This is a genomic window from Streptomyces sp. LMG1-1-1.1, from assembly GCF_040815545.1.
Taxonomy (GTDB): domain Bacteria; phylum Actinomycetota; class Actinomycetes; order Streptomycetales; family Streptomycetaceae; genus Streptomyces.
On sequence record NZ_JBFPNH010000098.1, the window covers coordinates 152478 to 169802 of the forward strand.

Genomic DNA, 17325 nt, shown 5'->3' on the forward strand with positions numbered 1-17325 from the left:
GACCTGCCGCGGTGCTACAGCGCGGACTGCATCGCGTACCGCTGCCGCAGGTCCTCTGACACCACCAGGGAGGCCGGCTTCCGGCCCCGCTTCGGCTTCTCCGCAGGGGGCTCCGTCCCAGGCCGGTCCGCGGCTTCTCGTACGACATCTGCCGGTGGCTCCGTGGGTGTTTCGTCACTGGAGTCGTCCAGGATCGGGAGGATTCGGTCCAGGGGACTGTCCTGACCGTCCTCGTCAGCGTCGCTTGCCTCGCCGATCGGGGAGGCGAATTGCTCGATGCGCTCCCATACGGAGGAAGACGGGCCGTCGTGCCCCGCGCCGCGAGCCCCGCCCCCGGACGAGACCGTGGCAGTGATCAAGGCGTGACGTGCCTGCGCCGCCGACAGCTTCGCCTCCCGCACGAGAGCCACGCACTGCCGGGTCACCTCAGCGAGCGAAGGCCGGTCGGCGGGGGCGTAGGCAAGCATCGACTCGATCAGCGGGAGCAGCGCGTCCGGCAGTCCGCCCAGGTCGGGCGGCTGCTCCTCGTCCGCCACCTGGGTGGCGATGCCTAGCCAGTCCGCGCCCTCGTACGGGTAGTGACAGGTCGCCGCGTATAGGAGCACCGTGCCGAGCCCGTACACGTCGGCAGGCTCCTGCGGCTTCACGCGCGCGAGCGCCTGCTCGGGAGGCATGCAGCGCACCGTGCCGATGATCATCCCAGCCAGGGTCAGATTGTCCCGGTCCGTGTCCACGAAAGCCCCGAGCCCAAAATCGATCAGAATCGGACCGTACTCGCCGAGCATGACGTTCTGGGGCTTCAGATCACGGTGCAGCAACCCCACCCGGTGAACCGCTTCAAGGCCCTCTGCTAGTAGTGCCCCGAGGCTGGCGACCAGCGGGACGGGGAGCGTCCCTTTGTCCCGGACGTGCTCATGAAGCGTGCGGCCCGGGACGTACTCGACAGCCATCCAAGGCTGATCCGCGTACGGATCGGCGTCCAGGAACCGAGCCACGCGATTGGTGCCGACCACCGTCCGGGCGATCAGCGCCTCCTTCTCGAAGCGGGCCCTGGTGGCCTGGTCGAGCCGGTCGTTCCTGATCACCTTCACCGCGACCGGGTCGCCGCCGGGCGAGTAGGCCAGATAGACCTGCCCCATACCCCCGGTGCCCAGCTCGCGCTCGACCGCGTACCGGCCGATCTGCGCGGGCAGCCTCGTCATCTCTTCCGCTTCACCCTTTCGCGCCCGCCTCGGCCGGCCGCGTCACCCAGACGTCGAAGATTCACCCTATCGCCACAACCGACGCTCCGTGAGGGAGTCCGTTCCTTGACATGCGTGAATAGGGCTTCCCGGTCGCTGGTCAGCGCGCGCAGAATCTCGGCCGGCGGAAGCAGAGTGCCGGCAGCACGTTGGGGTGCGCGGTCGAAGGGGAAGGAGCGGACTCCGTCCAGGCGACGCTGGTGGAGGGTTCGTTCGATGAGCTTCTTCAGAACGGCCACGATCGGGTGACGGCTGTGTCTGTCGACGGTGGCTGCTGTTGCAGCTCAGAGGGCAGTCAACCAAGGGGAGTCATTCACCCCTGGGGGTGTCCACTGAAGAAGCTCAATGAGCCCGGCGTGAGGCGTGGAGCGGGTCACTCAGAGAGCGCCCGCAGGGTTGTTGGCGAAGTTCTGAATCCGGCTCCGATTCCCTGCCCGAGGAGGGATCAGTCTGGGGCTTTCACGTCTGCCCCAGGGAGGTTCCAGAGGCTCTCCGCCAGCAAGCAGGGTTGATCACGGTGAGACCTCCGCGTGCCGTCCCCTTGTGCTCGACGTTCATGCGACCATTCGGCATCGCTCTTCCAGCCATTGCCGAACCTCTGCCGGAGAGAACCGTAGCTGCTGGCCTACGCGAAAGCTCGGCAGTCCCTCCTTGAGATGGTTGTCGTACACCCAAGAAGCCGGCTTCCCGAGATAGGCGGCAAGCGCCTTGACGTCCCACATCGGCTCACTCACAAACAATTCCTCTACGCTTACTTCAGCTGCTCGCGAGGACGGTAGTGAGGAATGGCGGCCGCACCAAGCGAGTGGAGGTCTGCCGGCCGACGAGGGCTCCGGAGTCAGCACCGATCCAGCACGACGCACCCGAGCGGACCGGAACGGACGCCAGCGGAAGTCAGCACCAGGTCAGCACCAGGTCAGCACCAGTGCGTCCGCGCTCGATTTGGCTTGCGCGGCCCGCGCCTCTGACCTGCATGTTTGTGCAGGAGGGCGTCGCATGATAAGCGGCGCCCTCCCATTTGGAGAACATCTGGTTGAGGACCAAGTGGTACGACGCAAACGGCAAGGTCAGAAGCGGTACGGGCGGGGTCTGCTACCTCTACTGGCCGGTCAAGTCAGCACCAGGTCAGCACCGCACGCTGCAGTCGCTGGGCCTGGTGTGAACGTGTGCGGTCCCACGGCCGTGCGCCTCGTCCAGCTCCGCGTACAGGTCCCGCAGGGACGCCCAGAAGAACGTTGCGCACCACGGTAGGCGCTTCCTCGGGTCCGGGTCTCCTGCCAGGCGGGTCGGGCCAGGAGGATTCCTCCGGCGCCTCTGTCCTCTGACCGGCAGGTCCTCGGCCTCTCCCAGGGCGCCACGGGTTCACCGGGCTTACATTGCTGTCGTGGAGTCCAACGTCGATGTGATCCTCTCCCACGCCGCTCGCGGCGTCGTGTCCAGGGCGGCCGAGCTGGCCGACCAGCTGGCGCAACTCCTGAGCGTGAAGGTTCCCGAGCTCACGGAGTACGAGGACATCGTCACGTTGGGAGGGGCGAGCATCGCCGACAACATCATGGTGTGGGGTGACGCCCTCGAGAATGGTCTCGACCTGACGCGGGTCGAGGCGCCGCTCTCCTTCGTGGAGTACGCGCGGCGGTTCGCCCGGGACGGAGGACGCATCAGCACCCTACTGCGGACGTACCGCTACGGGCAGGCCGGCCTCCTGCGCGCGATGCTGGCGGAGATGAACCGGCTCACGAAGGACCCGGTTCTCATCAACGCGGCGACGGTCAAGCTGAGCGGGATGATCCTCGAGTTCATCGACCGCACCTCGGAGCAGGCGGTCGCGGCGTACCAGGAGGAGCGCGATCGTTGGGTGCAGCGGCGGTTGTCGCTGGTGAACGAGGCCAACGTGCGAGTGGGGACGACCCTGGACATCGCCGGCACCGCGGATGAACTGGCCGCCGTCGGTACCGACTACTTCGCCGACCTCGTCACCGTCGACCTGCTCGACTCCGCGCTCCTGGAAAGGGACGCCGAACCCGTTCCCGGGCCCCCAACCCTCCGCCGCGTCGCGCAGCGGTCCGTATGGGACGGCTGCCCGGACTCCGCTGTCAAGACCGGTCACTCGTACATCTGCCCGGAAGGGTCGGAGCCGGCGCAGGTCCTGGCCACGGGGCAGCCGTGGCGCAGCCGCATCGACGCCTCGGCGCTCCCCGTGTGGCTGACGCAGAGCCCCGATCAGAGGGCGGTCGTCGCCGAGTACGGAATCCACTCCGTGCTGGTGCTGCCGCTGCAGGCCCGGGGAAGGACCCTGGGCCTCGCTCAGTTCTTCCGGCACCGCACGGCGGCCTCGTTCAGCGACGACGACCTGCTGCTCGCCCAGGAGATCACCGAGCGAACAGCCGTGTACATCGACAACGCCCGCCGCTACACCCACGAGCGTGACTTCGCGCTCACCCTGCAGCGCAGCCTGCTGCAACGGCGCCCACCGGAGCAGTCCGCCGTGGAAGTCGCCTCCCGCTACCAGCCGGCCGGCTCCCACGCGGGGGTGGGCGGAGACTGGTTCGACGTCATTCCGCTGTCCGGGGCCCGCGTCGCCCTGGTGGTCGGCGACGTGATCGGCCACGGTATCCATGCCTCCGCGACCATGGGCCGGCTTCGGATGGCTGTCCGGACCCTCGCGGACGTCGACCTGCCCCCCGATGAGCTGCTCACCCACCTCGACGACGTCGTCGTCCGCCTCCAGCAGGAGGAGTCGCCGACCGAGGACGAGATCAGCGCCACGTGCCTCTACGCCGTGTACGACCCGGTCTCCCGTGTCTGCTCGCTGGCCAGCGCCGGGCACGTGCCACCGCGTGTAGTCCTCCCCGCCGCGGCACCCGCTGAGGACGCCACTCCCGATCTGCCGATCGGGCCGCCATTGGGCCTTGGGGGGCTGCCCTTCGAGACGATTGAGCTAGAACTGCCGGAAGGCAGTCTGCTCGCCCTGTACACCGATGGCCTGACCGAGAGCCGAAGCCGCACCACCGGAGACGAGCTCGACGTACTGAGCCAGGCCCTGGCCCAACCCGCCGCGTCCCTGGAACGGGTCTGCGACACCGTGCTCGGGGCGCTCCTGTCCGACCTTCCCCAAGACGATGTCGCGCTTCTGCTGGCCCGCACCCGCGCCCTCGACGCAGGCCGGGTCGCCGCCTGGGACATCCCTTCCGAGCCCGAGGCCGTGGCAGGGGCCCGGCGGAACGCCTCGGAGCAGCTGGCGGCCTGGGGACTGGACGACTCCGCGTTCATCACTGAGCTGATCGTCAGCGAACTGGTCACCAACGCCATCCGATACGGCCGACCGCCGGTCCGGCTCCGGCTCATTCACGACCAAAGCCTCGTCTGCGAGGTGTCCGACGCCAGCAGCACGGCACCTCACCTGCGCAGGGCCCGCCTCTTCGACGAGGGCGGCCGTGGCCTGATGCTGGTCGCACAGCTGGCCCAGCGCTGGGGAACCCGGCACGCCAGGGAGGGCAAGATCATCTGGACGGAGCAGGATCTGCCCGCCCGCTGAGGCGCCACCCTGGCCAGGCCGCCCACGGCTGAGCCGTCCTAGCGGCCCTGGCGGCCCGCCGCCCAATGGAGAGCGCCGGCGAGGTGGGTGCGGAAGGCGGGGGTCGCGTACGACTCCGAGGTGTGGCCGAGGGCAGTGAAGAAGAACCGGCCGCCGGCCTTCTCGTGGCACCAGGAGAGCGGATGGTCGGCGCCGTGGGTCCCGCCGGTGTACGTGGACTCGTCGGCACGCAGCAGGACGTGGACGTCCGCGTCGCGCGGGGGTGAGGTGAAGTCGTACCACTCGTCGGTCCAGGCCCATTCCGCGGGCAGGTGCGCGGTCGCCGGGTGTGCGGGGTCCTCTACGTGGACCAGACCGTGCTGCAGAGGGGGGTGGCCCGCGAAGCGGGTGCCGAGCAGCTCGCCGTAGAACGGCCAGTCGGGCTCGGCGTTGGCGGCCGCATGGACGGCGAGGAGCCCGCCGCCGCGCCGTACGAATGCCTCCAGGGCCGATCGACCCTGGTCGGTGAGGACCGACCCGGTGGTGGACAAGAGGACCACCGCTGCACACCGCCCGAGCCGCTCGGCCGTGAAGGCCTCTGGTTCGCCCGTCGCCTCCGCCTCGAACCCGCCCTCGCGGGCCAGCTCGACGAGCGCGTCCGTACCTGCGGGGATGGAATCGTGGCGGTAGCCGGCCGTGCGGGTGTAGACGAGGACGTCCGAGGTCGGCACAGGACCCCCTTCTTGGAAAGCGCTTTCTGTCCGACCTTAGTCGCCGGATCTTCCTCGCTGCAACGCGTCGCTGCCCTTGGTTGATACCTTTCACTTGTCGAGTGAAAGCAAATGGCTTCGCTCACGATGGGAGGGGGCACGTGAGTGCTGGCTGAAGAGCGGCGTGAGGTGCTCCTGCGCTTGGTGGAGCGCCGGGGATCGATCAAGGTGAAGGACGTGGCGGAGGAGATGGGGGTCTCCGCCGTCACCGTGCGCCAGGACGTCCGGGAGCTGGCAGGCCGGGGGCTGATCGTCCGTGTCCACGGAGGTGCCATGTCGCCAACCGCGGCGCAGGCGGCCGACGTGCCCGGCCCCGCCGCCCCCCGGCCCTCGGCGCGGCAGGGGGATGCCTTCGGGCTGATCGTCCCGCCGGGGGGCTATTACTACCCCGAGATCATCCGAGGTGTGCAGGATGCGGCGCGCACGCACGGGGTGCGCATTGTGCTCGCGGTTTCCGGTGAGACGTTGGCGGACAACCAGGAGCAGGTGCGACGGCTGATCGCGGCGGGCGTCGACGGTCTGCTGTTGATGCCGCGCGCCGGACTCGAACCCGTGGACCTGGCCGAGGAGTGGCTGGCCGGCCTCGAGATACCGGTCGTTCTCGTGGACCGGCGGGCTGGTGCGCAGGCCGGGAGGCTGGAACAGGTCGCGTCGGACCACGCCCATGGCGCGGGCCTGGCCGTCCGGCACCTCGCCGGTCTTGGGCACGAGCGGATCGCGCTTGCCGCCAGGGCGGAGAGCCCCAACACCCCGTTGATCAGGGAGGGGTACGTGTCGGCCTGTCAGGCCCTGGGGCTGACGTCGGGCCCGGAGTACGGCATTGATCCGGCCGACGGGCAGGCGTCGGCCGAGTGGCTGGAGGAGCTCGTGTCGGCGGTCGAGGCGGGTGACGTGCGAGCCGCCCTGGTCCACAACGATCTCGATGCCGTCACTCTGGTCGGCCTCCTTCAGGCGCGCGGCCTCCGCGTTCCGGAGGATCTGGCGATCGTGACGTACGACGACGAGGTCGCCGAGCTGAGCGATGTGCCGCTCACGGCTGTGGCACCGCCCAAGCGGGCGGTGGGGGAGTGGGCGGTCGATCTGATGAGGCGGCGACTCGCCGATCCGGCCGCCCCGCTGGCCGAGCTGCTGCTTCGCCCGGAGCTGCGCGTACGGGACTCCAGCGGGGCCTCCTCCGCGGCGGGTGAACACGCGTAGAGCGCGGACAGGAGGCCGGTGCCACATCGCATCAGTTGATTTCGTTATCTGTCGAATGAAGCTCTAGGGATTGACGAAGCCGTATTTACTGACGAATGATTCCGGTCAACGCCCCAGCGAACGATCGGTGCACATCATGCGTCGCAGAACCACGGCCGTCATGGCCGGCTCCGTCACGGCTCTCGCCCTGCTTGCCACCGCCTGCGGTGGAGGAGCGGATCAGGGCGCTTCCTCGACCGAGGCGAAGAAGACCGGTGAGGTCACCTTCTGGTCCTTCGTGAAGGGGTCCGACAAGGTGGCTGCGGCTTTCAACCGCAGCCACCCGGACATCAAGGTGACCTTCGAGACGGTCCCGTCGGGCCAGGAGTACTACTCCAAGCTCACCAACGCCGTGAAGGCCGGCACCGCGCCGGACGTCGCGGTGGTCGAGTACCCGCACCTGCCCGAGTTCGCGGCCCAGGGGAAGATCGAGGACCTGAGCGGCACCCTCGGACCGGTGGTAAAGGACCAGTTCCCCGAGGCGGCGCGGCAGCTGGTCAACCTCGGCGACCGGACCTGGGCCGTCCCGCGTGACGCGGCGCCCCTGATGATGATGTATCGCAAGGACTTCTTCACCCAGCACAAGATCGACGTCCCCACGACGTGGGACGCGTACCGGAACATGACCGAGCAGGTGAAGAAGGCCGATCCCGCCGCTCGCGGCGGCGTCCTGTACACCGACAATCCCGGGCTCCTGGAGGCGCTTTCCTGGCAGGCCGGCGGGCAGTGGTTCTCGACCGAGAAGGACTCCTGGAAGGTCACCGTCGACGACGGCCCGTCGAAGAAGGTCGCCGCCTATTGGGGTGACCTCGCCCGCAAGGGCCTCGTCCGCTCGCTGAGCCAGCTGGACCCGTTCTGGACGAGCGTCCAGAAGAACCAGACCGTCGCCTACGTCTGCGCCAGCTGGTGCGCCGGGGCGCACCAGGCGACCGTCCCCGACCAGAAGGGCAAGTGGGCCGTGGCGCCCGTGCCCACCTGGGACGGCAAGCCGGCCTCGGGCATGTACGGAGGTTCGTCCTTCGTGATCCCGAAGGGGTCCGACAACAGCGGTGCCGCCGCCGAGTTCATCAAGTGGATCACGACCGACCCCGAGGGCATGAAGGCCTGGGTGGCCTCCGGCACCAGCAGCATGTTCCCCGCGGATCCGAAGCTCGTGCCGGTCACGAAGGCGGCCTTCAAGACGGACTACTACGGCGGCCAGGACATCTACTCCCTCATGGTGCAGTCCTACGACGCCATCCCGCCCGGCTGGACGTGGGGCCCGGTCATGGGCGCCACCAACACGGCCATCGTGGACCAGCTCCCGAAGGTCGCCGACGGCACCGTGACCCTGCCGGGTGTCCTCACCACCGCCGAGCAGGCCACGGTCGCGCAGATGAAGCAGCGTGGCCTGACGGTCACGGCCCCGTAGGGGCCCGGAGCCTGGAGAGCCGGCCCCGCCCGCGCGGCGGGCCGGCCTCTGGCTCCCTCCCCCACTCGCTCTCCCCCGCCCCACCCTAGGAAGGCCGGTATGGCAAGCCCATCCGCCCGAGGTCAGCGCCGGACCGCCGCACTGCTCCTCACCCCGTTCTTCGGCCTGTTCGCGGCCGTCACTCTCGCCCCGCTGTTCTACGCGGCCTGGCTGAGTCTGTTCACCACCCGCACGTCCGGCCTTGGGTTCGGCGGTACGGAAAACGTCTTCTCGGGGCTGGGGAACTACGCCCGCGCGTTGTCCGACGAGGCGTTCCGCGACGGGTTCCTCGTCATCGCCGTGTACTGCGCGGTCTACATCCCCGTGATGATCGGCGGATCGCTGGTCCTGGCCCTGCTGCTCGACTCGGGCCTGGCCAAGGCGCGGAACTTCTTCCAACTGGCGCTCTTCCTGCCGCACGCGGTGCCTGGACTGATCGCCGCGCTGATCTGGGTGTACCTCTACACACCCGGCCTGAGCCCCGTGATCGACTTCCTGGAATCCGGCGGCATCGACGTCAACTTCCTGTCGGTGGACAACGCCGTGTTCTCCGCGGCCAACATCGCCGTCTGGGAGTGGATGGGCTACAACATGGTCATCTTCTATGCCGCTCTACAGGCCGTGCCCCGCGAGACGCTCGACGCGGCGAAGGTCGACGGTGCGGGCGCCGTGCGGACGGCACTGTCCATCAAGGTCCCGATGATCCGCCCCGCGATCGCGCTCGCGGTCCTGTTCACGGTCATCGGGTCGATCCAGCTCTTCACCGAACCGAAGGTCATCTACAACGCCTCCAGCGCGATCGGCAGCAGCTTCACGCCCAACATGTACGTCCAGACGGCCGCCTTCCAGAACAACGACTTCGGCCTGGCGGCAGCTGCCTCACTGCTGATCGCCCTGTTCGCCGCCGTGCTGTCGTTCGTCGTCACCCGTATCTCACGCCGCGGGAGCAAGTCGTGACCAAGTCCTCCACACTCGACGCTCCGGCCCCCGCGCCCGTGACGCCGCAGTCGTCCGGCCGTCGGTCGGCGCCTCGTAGAGACAAGGGCCGCCCTGTGAAGTCACCGTCCGCCCTGCTGTCCAAGGCCGGAGTCACGGCGATGCTGGGCCTTGCCACCCTCTACACCCTGCTCCCGCTGACCTGGCTGCTGCTGTCCTCCACCAAGAGCCGTGAGGATCTGTTCGGCACGAACGGTTTCGCGCTCGGCGACGAGGTCCACCTCACCGAGAACCTCGGGCACCTGTTCACGGCGGACGGCGGCGTCTACCTGCGCTGGCTGCTCAACACGGTGCTGTACGCCGGTGTCGGGGCCCTGCTGGCATCGGTGTTCAGCGTCGCGGCCGGCTACGCGTTCGACAAGCTCTCGTTTCCCGGCAAGGAGCGCCTGTTCTCGCTGGTGCTGCTGGGCGTGATGGTGCCCGGTACGGCGATGGCGATCCCGCTGTACCTGCTCGCCGCGAAAGTCGGACTTGTGAACACGTTCTGGGGCGTGTTCATCCCCGGACTGGTCTTCCCGTTCGGCGTCTACCTGGCCCGGGTCTTCAGTGCCTCCTACGTGCCGGACGAGGTCCTGGAAGCGGCGCGGATGGACGGGGCCAGTGAGTTCCGGACCTTCTGCCGCATCGCGTTCCCGATGATCGCGCCCGGTTTCGTGACCATCTTCCTCTTCCAGTTCACCCAGATCTGGAACAGCTTCTTCCTGCCCCTGGTGATGCTCTCCGACCAGGACCTGTACCCGGTCAACCTCGGTCTCTACGTCTGGTACTCGTCCGCGCTCACGCAGGGCCACCCCGAGGACTACCTGCTGGCCGTCGTCGGCTCGCTCGTGGCCGTGGCCCCGCTGATCGCCATCTTCCTGATGCTGCAGCGGTTCTGGAAGTCCGGCATGACCGCCGGCGCCGTCAAGTAGGCCGCCACCGTGAGGAACCCTTCCATGCGCCCGACCCCGACCACCCGCCCCCGCGCCCTGTTCGCCATGGGCCGGCGTCACCGGGACACGATGTTCCCGCCCGCCGAGATCCAGCGCCTGACGGCGTACGTCGACATCGACCCCGACCACGTCGCCGAGGACCTCACCGAGGAACCGGCCCTGGAGGACGTGGAGATCCTGATCACGTCCTGGGGCTGTCCCGTCCTCGACGAGGAGATCCTGGCGCGCGCACCGGCCCTGAAGGCGATCGTCCACGCGGCGGGCAGCGTCAAGCACCATGTGACACAGGCCTGTTGGGACCGGGGCCTGCTGGTCTCCTCGGCCGCCGCGGCCAACGCCGTCCCCGTCGCCGAGTACACGGTCGCCGCGATCCTCTTCGCCAACAAGAGGGTCCTGGACATCGGCGGTCTCTACCGCGACCACCGTGCCACCCTCGACTGGTCCCAGCAGTTCCCCGGATTCGGCAACTACCGCCGCACCGTGGGCCTGGTCGGCGCCTCCCTCGTCGGCCGCAAGGTCCTCGAACTGCTGCGGCCCTACGACCTCGACCTGCTCCTCGCCGACCCCCACGTCGACGCCGCGCAGGCCGCCGAATTGGGCGCCCGGCACGTGGACCTCGACGAACTCATGGCCCGCTCGGACGTGGTCTCGCTGCACGCCCCCGCGCTGCCGGAGACCGAGCACATGGTCGACGCCCGCAGGCTCTCACTGATGCGCGACGGAGCCACGCTGATCAACACGGCACGCGGCTCCCTCGTCGACACCGACGCCCTCACCGCCGAAGCCGTGACCGGCCGCATCCGCGCGGTCATCGACGTCACCGAGCCCGAGGTGCTCCCCGCCACCTCACCGCTCTACTCCCTGCCCAACGTCCTCCTCACCCCGCACATCGCCGGCTCGCTCGGTGGCGAACTCCACCGGATCACCAGCAGCGCCCTCGACGAGGTCGAGCGCTACTGCGCCGGCGAACCGTTCGCGCACGCCGTGCACCACGCCGCCCTCGCGACGTCGGCCTGACACGTCCGGTCCCCGGATTCCGTCCGTCCGGGGACCGGCCGACCCCTCCCGTGGGCTCCCCACCACGGTGCCTTTCCGCTCCTCTCTGTGTCCCCCGCATGAAGAACAAAGGAGTTCCCCCCATGCAGCACAATTCGTCTATGGGCAGGCGTCAGCTGCTCATGGCAGGTGGTGCCCTCGGGCTCGCCGCGGCCTCCGGCTCGCTGCTCACCGCACCGGCCCAGGCCGAGGCCACGGCCGAAGGACCCTGCACCCGCATCACCGATCTCGGCCCCGGCATCGAGCAGTTCGCGCTCATGAGCGCGCTCCGCGTCGGTGACACCGTTTACATTGGGTCCCGCAACCTCGAACCGACCCGGGTGATCGCCTTCCACCTGCCGACCCGCAAGGTCGTGTCCCAGACCGTCCTCGGCGTGGGCCACTCGATCCAGGCGCTCGCCGCCGACTCCACCGGCAGGTACCTGTACGCGGGCATCCTGACCAAGGCCGATGAGGGCAAGCCGAACATCTTCCGCTGGGACCTGACCACGCCGGACAAGCCCGCCGTCGGCGTCGGCCGGACCGAAGACCGCGACATCCGCGACCTCGCCGTCGCCTCCGACGGCGTCGTGTACGCGGTGGGCGGGATCCCCGGGAAGGCGCCCGCGCTGTGGATGTACGACCCGGGCACCGACAAAGTGACCAACCTCGGCATCCCCGACCCCAAGGCCACCCTGGCCAGGGCCGTCGCCGCCACGGACACGACCGTCTTCTTCGGCGCCGGCAGCGTCCTGGCCGGCGGGGACGGAGCGAGCAAGGCCTCGCTGTACGCGTACGACCGGGCGGCGGGCACGTTCCGCAACGTCACGCCGCCGGAGATGGAGCAGGACCCCAGCCTGCGCGACCTCCTCGTCGTCGGCGACCGCCTCGCCGTCAGCACCTCGGGATCGACCGAGCCCGCCAAGCTCGCCGTCATGGACCTCGCCGACCTCTCCTCGTACAGCGTCACGCCCACCACCGGCAAGGTGGTCAAGAACCTGGCCGCGAACGGCGACCTGATCTACTTCGCCACCGACGCGGGCCTGCACTCCTACTCGACGGCGACCAAGGTCGTCGCCCCCGTCGCGTTCGACGGTGATCTCGGCGAGATCTGGGGCCTCGACTATGCCGGTGGCAAGCTGACCGTCGTCTCTGGTTACGGCTTCGTCGCGGAGATCGACACGGCCGCCGGGACGTCCGTCGTCACCGACCTGGGCCCGGCGGGCGCACCCGTCACTCCGCAGACCACGATGGGCATCGCCGCCGACCACCGGTACGTGTACGTCGGCGGCAACAACGGCATCGCACGCCACGACCTGCGCAGCGGCAAGGTGGTCAACCTCCGGGCGCCCGGCGAGGCCAAGGACGCCCATGTGCTGGACGGAGTGCTCTACACCGGCCAGTACAGCTCGCAGGGCATGTGGACGTACGACCCCACACGCGACGAACAGCCCCACCAACTGGCGGCGTTCCCGAGCGAACAGAACCGTCCGCTCGACGTCTGCCACGACCCCGTCAACGAACTCCTGCTGGTCGCCGCGCAGTCCGACACCGAGGGCGGCGGCTCCCTGTGGACGTACGCGCCGGGGACGCGCAAAAAGGGCGTGTACATCAACCCGGTCGACGCGACACAGCTGGTGCGCGCCGTCGCGACCCGGGAAGGCGTCGCGTTCCTCGGTGGCGACAACCCCACCACGCAAGGGCCTCGTGGCACGATCGTCGCCTTCGACCCGGTCGCCGGGCGCGAGCTGTGGCGCATCGACCTCCCCGCGACCCTGACCACCGGAACGGCCGCACTGGCAGTGCACGGCAAGCACCTGTACGGACTCACGCGGAAGGGCGGCTTCTTCGTCGTCGATGTCACCATCCGCCGGGTGATCCACACCGCCGACCACCGCGCCGTCTGCCCCGGCTTCGCGGCCATGGTCACCAGCCGAGGTGTGGTCTACGGCGTCTCCGACACCACCCTCTTCCGCTTCGACCCCAAGACCTTCGCGATCAGTACCGTCGTCCCCGAGATCAACGGCGCCTGGTACAGCGGTCCGCACGTCAACGCCGACAGCCGCGGCCTCCTCTACACGATGCGCGGCCACAACCTCGTCCGCATCGAAGACAGGCCGGTGATCTGACCATGAAGAAGTCGACGAGGCGGTCCATCATGGCCGCAGCGATCGCGGGGACGCTCACCATCGCAGGCCTGGCCACCGCGCAGGCGGGGCAGGACGGCGTGAGCCGGGCCGCGGAGGGTTCGTGCAGCAGTAGCAGCATCGCATCGACTCTGCTGACCATCGACTACCTGAACGGCCAGCTGAACTCAGGCATCCCCAACCTGACCACGACGCACGCGACCGCGGCCGACGCGTCGTACGTCGTCGCATCAGGGGCTGACCACGCCGTCGCCCACAAGGTGACCCTGGGCGACGCCGGTTACGTCTCCGATGGAGCCCCGCGCAGCGAGAGCGCCACGAACGACGTCCACGAGGGCAAGTTCGTCGTGGGCGACGAGCAGCGGTACGAGTTCAGCGTCCTGTTGAAGGACTGGAAGACGTACGTAACAGGGGACTCGGAATCCGGCGACATCATCTTCCAGGGGAAGCACGCCGGCGGAAACTCTCCGTCCTTCTACCTCATGACCAAGCGGAACAGCATCGCCTTCCGGTCGCCGACCCTGAACCTCCAGGCCACCGTGGTCGACGACTTCCGCCCCCACCTCGGTCAGTGGATGCACTTCCGCGTGGACGTGAGCTGGACGGACGACACCACCGGTTACTACAAGGTCTCCACCCGGATGCCCGGCCAATCGCAGTTCACGCTGCGGCAGACGTACCAGAACGTGAAGACCTTCCACCCCGAGAACCCGGCCGACTTCGGCTACCTCAAGTGGGGCCTCTACCGCCCCGGCCAGACGATCGAAAAGGGGGACGTACCGACGCGCATCGTCTATCACGACGACATCCGCGTCCTGGATCTCTCCCAGGGATGAGCCTGCGGGGCGAGGCTCCTCCACCCGAGGAGGTCCTCGCCCCGCACAGCCGCAGTACGACGCGGCAAGAGATACGAACCAGTGGTCCGAACGGCCTGGAAGTCACCAGTGAGAGTGTTCCCGTGAGACATGTCATCGCCCTCGATGTGGGCGACACCGGAATGAAAGCGGCTCTGGTCGGGCTGGACGGGGCGCTGTTGTACGAGGCGCGGCAGTCCACCGGGCGCGAGCGCGGGCCCGACGCCGTCGTGGAGTCGATCCTTCGCTTCGCGAAGGAGCTGCGCGCCCACGGAGAGAGGCACTTCGGCACGGCGGCCGAGGCCGCGGGGGTCGCCGTACCCGGCACTGTCGACGCGGAGCGCGGCGTCGCCGTCTACTCCGCCGGCCTGGGCTGGCGGAACGTCCCGCTGCGGGGGCTGATCAGCTACAGGCTCGGGCGGATCCCCGTCGCGCTCGGGCACGACGTACGCGCCGGCGGCCTCGCCGAGGGCCGCATCGGGGCGGGCCGCGGCACCGGCCGGTTCTTGTTCGTGTCGCTCGGCACCGGCATCGCCGGTGCGATCGGTATGGACGGCGGCATCGAGGCCGGCGCCCGCGGCGGCGCCGGCGAGCTCGGCCACATCGTCGTACGACCCGGCGGCCCCGTGTGCGGCTGCGGCGGGCGCGGCTGTCTGGAGGCCGTGGCCTCCGCAGCCGCGGTCGGTCGCGCCTGGGCCGTGGCGAGCGGTGATCCCGCCGCCGACGCCGCCGACTGCGCCCGGGCCGTCGCGGCGGGCGACGAGGCGGCGAACGGGGTGTGGCGGGCGGCGGTCGACGCCCTCGCCGACGGCCTGCTCACCGCGCTCACGGTCTTGGACCCCCGCACGCTGATCATCGGCGGCGGCCTCGCCGAGGCCGGAGAAACCCTGCTCGCACCCCTACGCGCCGCAGTGGCGGAACGCATCACGTTCCAGAAGCTCCCCACGATCGTCCCGGCGGCCCTCGGGGACGCCGCCGGGTGCGTGGGCGCGGGGCTGCTCGCCCGGGACCTGCTCGCCGCGGCGGCGGCCGTCTGACGGCCGCGGCCCACGGCTCGTTCAGCGAGGAGCCCAGGGCGTGCGCCAGCCGACGTGGCGGTGCACGCCCTGTCGGGCAGGTGGATCGTCGTCCGCCCGTCGTCCGCCCGTCGTCCGACGGAGGGGCGGTGGTGGGCGGATGCAGAGTGCTACAGGACGTGGACGACGGCGATCGCTGCCAGCGTGAGCGTGGTGGCAAGGGCGGCGGCCGCGGTGCCCGGCGCCATGGTCGGAGGTTCCTCGGCGTGACGCAACGTGGTGATCCGGTGGTGCGCGACGGCCCAGAAGGTGAGCAGTGCGATGACCATCACCGCTGTGTGCATCGCGGGGGAGTGGGCTGTCTGGCGGCTCGCCAACAGGGCTGTGGCCGTCCAGGTGAGGGTGGTCCGGCGCCAGGCGAGCCGCGTGCGTTCGGGTTGGAGCCCGGGGTCGCGGTTGCTCGGTGCGGTCATGCGCTGCCTTGGGCCACGACGGCCACCATGGTGACGGAGACGATGGTCACCAAGACGGCGAGCAGTGCGGGAAAGGCCGTGGCCGGCAGGTCCTCGCCGCGTCGTATCGCCCGTTCGCAGCGGACCCAGTGGTGCACCGCCCGCACGGCGCACAGCGCGCCCGCGCCGATGGTGGCGAGTGCCAGAGCCGCCCGCACCGTCCCGTCGAGGCCCGTCAGGAACTGGTCGATGGCGAAGCCCCCGCCGCTGAGCGCGAGCGCTGTCCGTATCCAGGCGAGGAAGGTCCGCTCGTTGGCGAGAGAGAAGCGGTAGTCGGGCGTTTCTCCGTCGTCCCGGATGCGTCTGGGCGTGAACGAAAGGCAGATGGTCTGTGCGGAGTCGCCCATGCCGCGCCCGCGTCGGCCCGGGCTCATCCGGCCGTGACGGTGCTGCGGGCACCGCTGGTGTCCGGATCGGAGGTACTGGCGGTGAAGAGCTGCGCCAGGACGGTGTAGGCGGCGCCGGCGGCGTGGCTGGAGGGGCCGGTCGCGGCGATCTCCAGTGCGGGAGGAGTGCTGGCGCCGTGAGCGTACTGCCGTCGGAACACCTGCTCCGTCCGAACGGTGAGTTCCGGAACGTTCATCTCGGGCGTGAAGGCGACCACGACACGTTCCGGGCCAAACATCTTGGCGGCGTTGGCCACGGCGGTACCGAGGCTGTCGGCCGCGCTCGCGAGAACGTCGTCGTCGCGGCCGACGAGGCTTCCCGGCTTCGTGCCGCGCCTTTCGAGTTCTCGCTGGATACCCCAGTGACTGGCCCAGGTCTCCAGACAGTCCTCCGCACCGCAGTGGCAGGGCCGCCCGGCATCCGTTCCGACGCGGGAGTGGGCGAACCCCCCGGCGGTGCCGCTGAAGCCACGGTGAATGCGTCCCCGCACCACCACGGAGGCGCCCAGACTCGCTCCCACGCTGAAGATCATGAGATCCCGACCGGTGAGCCTGTCGTCAAAAAGCAGCAGACCGGAGGCCACGGAGTTGACGTAGCTGTCGAGAACGACAGGAGTCCCCAGCAGTGCCGTCAGCTGCCGCTGGAGCGGCACGTTCTCCCAGCCCATCGATCCGCTGTGCCGGACGACGCCGCCCTGTTGGTCGACCACGCCCGACACGGCGACTCCGACGCCGATGAGGGTCGCGGAGGGCCTGCTCGCGGCGGCGCGGGCCACCGCGCGGGCGACGCTCTCGCCGACGTCCTGCGGGCGGGTGGAGCGCAGCGGCTCCTGGTGCGAGGCGACGACGTCACCTCGCAGATCGACCAGTACCACGTAGGCGTCGGTGTTCGACAGTCTGACGCCGGCGGCGAGCACCGCGTCGGTGCCCAGGTCGAGCAGGCGGGCGGGCCTCCCCCCGGTGTTGCGGACGGCGTCGGTCTCCGTGAGCAGTCCGGCGCCCAGCAGCCGGGCAGTGATGCCGGTGACGGTCGCCGGGCTCAGTCCGGTCTCGGTGGCGATCCTCGCCCTGGCCACAGGGCGATGAGCGCGGACGACGTCGAGGACCAGGGCTTCGTTGATCTCGCGGATCAGGGCTTTGCTCCCGGCGCGTGGCCTCATGACTGGCGGCTCCTTCTGGTGTTCGCTCGGCATGGACGGGTCTCCGTCCTCCGGGTGGGTGAGCCCAGTGTAGTTT

At 69.4% G+C, this 17325-nt stretch carries 15 protein-coding genes and 1 pseudogene; 10 read left to right on the top strand and 6 right to left on the bottom strand.

The annotated features are described in order from the left end of the window. Positions 1-14 precede the first annotated feature (14 nt). Together MRBLMG1_RS36885 and MRBLMG1_RS36890 are read right to left on the bottom strand one after the other, a co-directional pair. Positions 15-1202, bottom strand: a complete 1188-nt coding sequence (locus MRBLMG1_RS36885) for a serine/threonine-protein kinase (protein WP_367828526.1) — start codon at positions 1200-1202, stop codon at positions 15-17. 593 nt (positions 1203-1795) lie between these two features. Beyond that, on the bottom strand, positions 1796-1963 hold the full coding sequence (locus MRBLMG1_RS36890; RefSeq protein WP_367828582.1) for a helix-turn-helix domain-containing protein: 168 nt from the start codon (positions 1961-1963) through the stop codon (positions 1796-1798). 299 nt (positions 1964-2262) lie between these two features. On the opposite strand from MRBLMG1_RS36890, the pseudogene MRBLMG1_RS36895 reads away from it, so the two are divergent. Together MRBLMG1_RS36895 and MRBLMG1_RS36900 are read left to right on the top strand one after the other, a co-directional pair. Next, positions 2263-2403, top strand: a pseudogene (locus tag MRBLMG1_RS36895) (peptidase C39 family protein); the annotation flags it as partial. 222 nt (positions 2404-2625) lie between these two features. Continuing rightward, positions 2626-4776: an ATP-binding SpoIIE family protein phosphatase gene (locus MRBLMG1_RS36900; RefSeq protein WP_367828527.1), complete on the top strand. Its 2151-nt coding sequence runs from the start codon at positions 2626-2628 to the stop codon at positions 4774-4776. A 38-nt stretch (positions 4777-4814) separates the two neighbouring features. Here the strand turns inward: MRBLMG1_RS36900 and MRBLMG1_RS36905 are convergent, their stop codons facing one another. Continuing rightward, on the bottom strand, positions 4815-5486 hold the full coding sequence (locus MRBLMG1_RS36905) for a ThuA domain-containing protein (protein WP_367828528.1): 672 nt from the start codon (positions 5484-5486) through the stop codon (positions 4815-4817). A 144-nt stretch (positions 5487-5630) separates the two neighbouring features. On the opposite strand from MRBLMG1_RS36905, the gene MRBLMG1_RS36910 reads away from it, so the two are divergent. The 8 genes from MRBLMG1_RS36910 to MRBLMG1_RS36945 all read left to right on the top strand — a co-directional run bounded on the left by MRBLMG1_RS36910 (position 5631) and on the right by MRBLMG1_RS36945 (position 15212). Next, on the top strand, positions 5631-6722 hold the full coding sequence (locus MRBLMG1_RS36910) for a LacI family DNA-binding transcriptional regulator (RefSeq protein WP_030552488.1): 1092 nt from the start codon (positions 5631-5633) through the stop codon (positions 6720-6722). Positions 6723-6858: 136 nt separating this feature from the next. Further along, on the top strand, positions 6859-8172 hold the full coding sequence (locus tag MRBLMG1_RS36915; protein WP_367828529.1) for an ABC transporter substrate-binding protein: 1314 nt from the start codon (positions 6859-6861) through the stop codon (positions 8170-8172). 99 nt (positions 8173-8271) lie between these two features. After that, complete coding sequence (locus MRBLMG1_RS36920) at positions 8272-9168, top strand: carbohydrate ABC transporter permease (RefSeq protein WP_030552484.1); 897 nt, start codon at positions 8272-8274, stop codon at positions 9166-9168. 95 nt (positions 9169-9263) lie between these two features. After that, a complete protein-coding gene (locus MRBLMG1_RS36925) occupies positions 9264-10118 on the top strand; it encodes a carbohydrate ABC transporter permease (protein ID WP_414721719.1) in 855 nt (284 codons plus the stop codon). Positions 10119-10142: 24 nt separating this feature from the next. After that, the gene (locus MRBLMG1_RS36930) at positions 10143-11156 is read left to right on the top strand and encodes a hydroxyacid dehydrogenase (RefSeq protein WP_367828530.1); all 1014 of its coding nucleotides are present in this window, start codon (positions 10143-10145) and stop codon (positions 11154-11156) included. A gap of 122 nt (positions 11157-11278) precedes the next feature. Beyond that, positions 11279-13303, top strand: a complete 2025-nt coding sequence (locus tag MRBLMG1_RS36935; RefSeq protein ID WP_367828531.1) for a PQQ-binding-like beta-propeller repeat protein — start codon at positions 11279-11281, stop codon at positions 13301-13303. Between the two features lie 29 nt (positions 13304-13332). Continuing rightward, positions 13333-14157, top strand: a complete 825-nt coding sequence (locus MRBLMG1_RS36940; RefSeq protein ID WP_367828532.1) for a heparin lyase I family protein — start codon at positions 13333-13335, stop codon at positions 14155-14157. A 122-nt stretch (positions 14158-14279) separates the two neighbouring features. Next, on the top strand, positions 14280-15212 hold the full coding sequence (locus MRBLMG1_RS36945; protein WP_367828533.1) for an ROK family protein: 933 nt from the start codon (positions 14280-14282) through the stop codon (positions 15210-15212). A 149-nt stretch (positions 15213-15361) separates the two neighbouring features. Here the strand turns inward: MRBLMG1_RS36945 and MRBLMG1_RS36950 are convergent, their stop codons facing one another. Genes MRBLMG1_RS36950 through MRBLMG1_RS36960 form a run of 3 tightly spaced genes read right to left on the bottom strand, consistent with a single transcriptional unit; the run spans position 15362 to position 17249 of the window. Beyond that, positions 15362-15664: a DUF202 domain-containing protein gene (locus MRBLMG1_RS36950; RefSeq protein WP_030552472.1), complete on the bottom strand. Its 303-nt coding sequence runs from the start codon at positions 15662-15664 to the stop codon at positions 15362-15364. Beyond that, positions 15661-16050 (bottom strand): YidH family protein, encoded by a 390-nt coding sequence (locus tag MRBLMG1_RS36955; protein WP_367828534.1) that lies wholly within the window; start codon positions 16048-16050, stop codon positions 15661-15663. The genes MRBLMG1_RS36950 and MRBLMG1_RS36955 overlap by 4 nt, the downstream gene beginning before the upstream one ends. A 23-nt stretch (positions 16051-16073) precedes the next feature. Next, on the bottom strand, positions 16074-17249 hold the full coding sequence (locus MRBLMG1_RS36960; protein WP_367828535.1) for an ROK family protein: 1176 nt from the start codon (positions 17247-17249) through the stop codon (positions 16074-16076). Positions 17250-17325 lie beyond the last annotated feature (76 nt).

Excerpts from the sequence above, each read along its gene's own strand:
- MRBLMG1_RS36960 (WP_367828535.1), bottom strand. The coding sequence starts at position 17,249 with ATGAGGCCACGCGCCGGGAGCAAAGCCCTGATCCGCGAGATCAACGAA.
- MRBLMG1_RS36890 (WP_367828582.1), bottom strand. The coding sequence starts at position 1,963 with ATGTGGGACGTCAAGGCGCTTGCCGCCTATCTCGGGAAGCCGGCTTCT.
- MRBLMG1_RS36930 (WP_367828530.1), top strand. The coding sequence starts at position 10,143 with ATGCGCCCGACCCCGACCACCCGCCCCCGCGCCCTGTTCGCCATGGGC.
- MRBLMG1_RS36920 (WP_030552484.1), top strand. The coding sequence starts at position 8,272 with ATGGCAAGCCCATCCGCCCGAGGTCAGCGCCGGACCGCCGCACTGCTC.
- MRBLMG1_RS36950 (WP_030552472.1), bottom strand. The coding sequence starts at position 15,664 with ATGACCGCACCGAGCAACCGCGACCCCGGGCTCCAACCCGAACGCACG.
- MRBLMG1_RS36940 (WP_367828532.1), top strand. The coding sequence starts at position 13,333 with ATGGCCGCAGCGATCGCGGGGACGCTCACCATCGCAGGCCTGGCCACC.
- MRBLMG1_RS36955 (WP_367828534.1), bottom strand. The coding sequence starts at position 16,050 with ATGGGCGACTCCGCACAGACCATCTGCCTTTCGTTCACGCCCAGACGC.
- MRBLMG1_RS36935 (WP_367828531.1), top strand. The coding sequence starts at position 11,279 with ATGCAGCACAATTCGTCTATGGGCAGGCGTCAGCTGCTCATGGCAGGT.
- MRBLMG1_RS36885 (WP_367828526.1), bottom strand. The coding sequence starts at position 1,202 with ATGACGAGGCTGCCCGCGCAGATCGGCCGGTACGCGGTCGAGCGCGAG.
- MRBLMG1_RS36915 (WP_367828529.1), top strand. The coding sequence starts at position 6,859 with ATGCGTCGCAGAACCACGGCCGTCATGGCCGGCTCCGTCACGGCTCTC.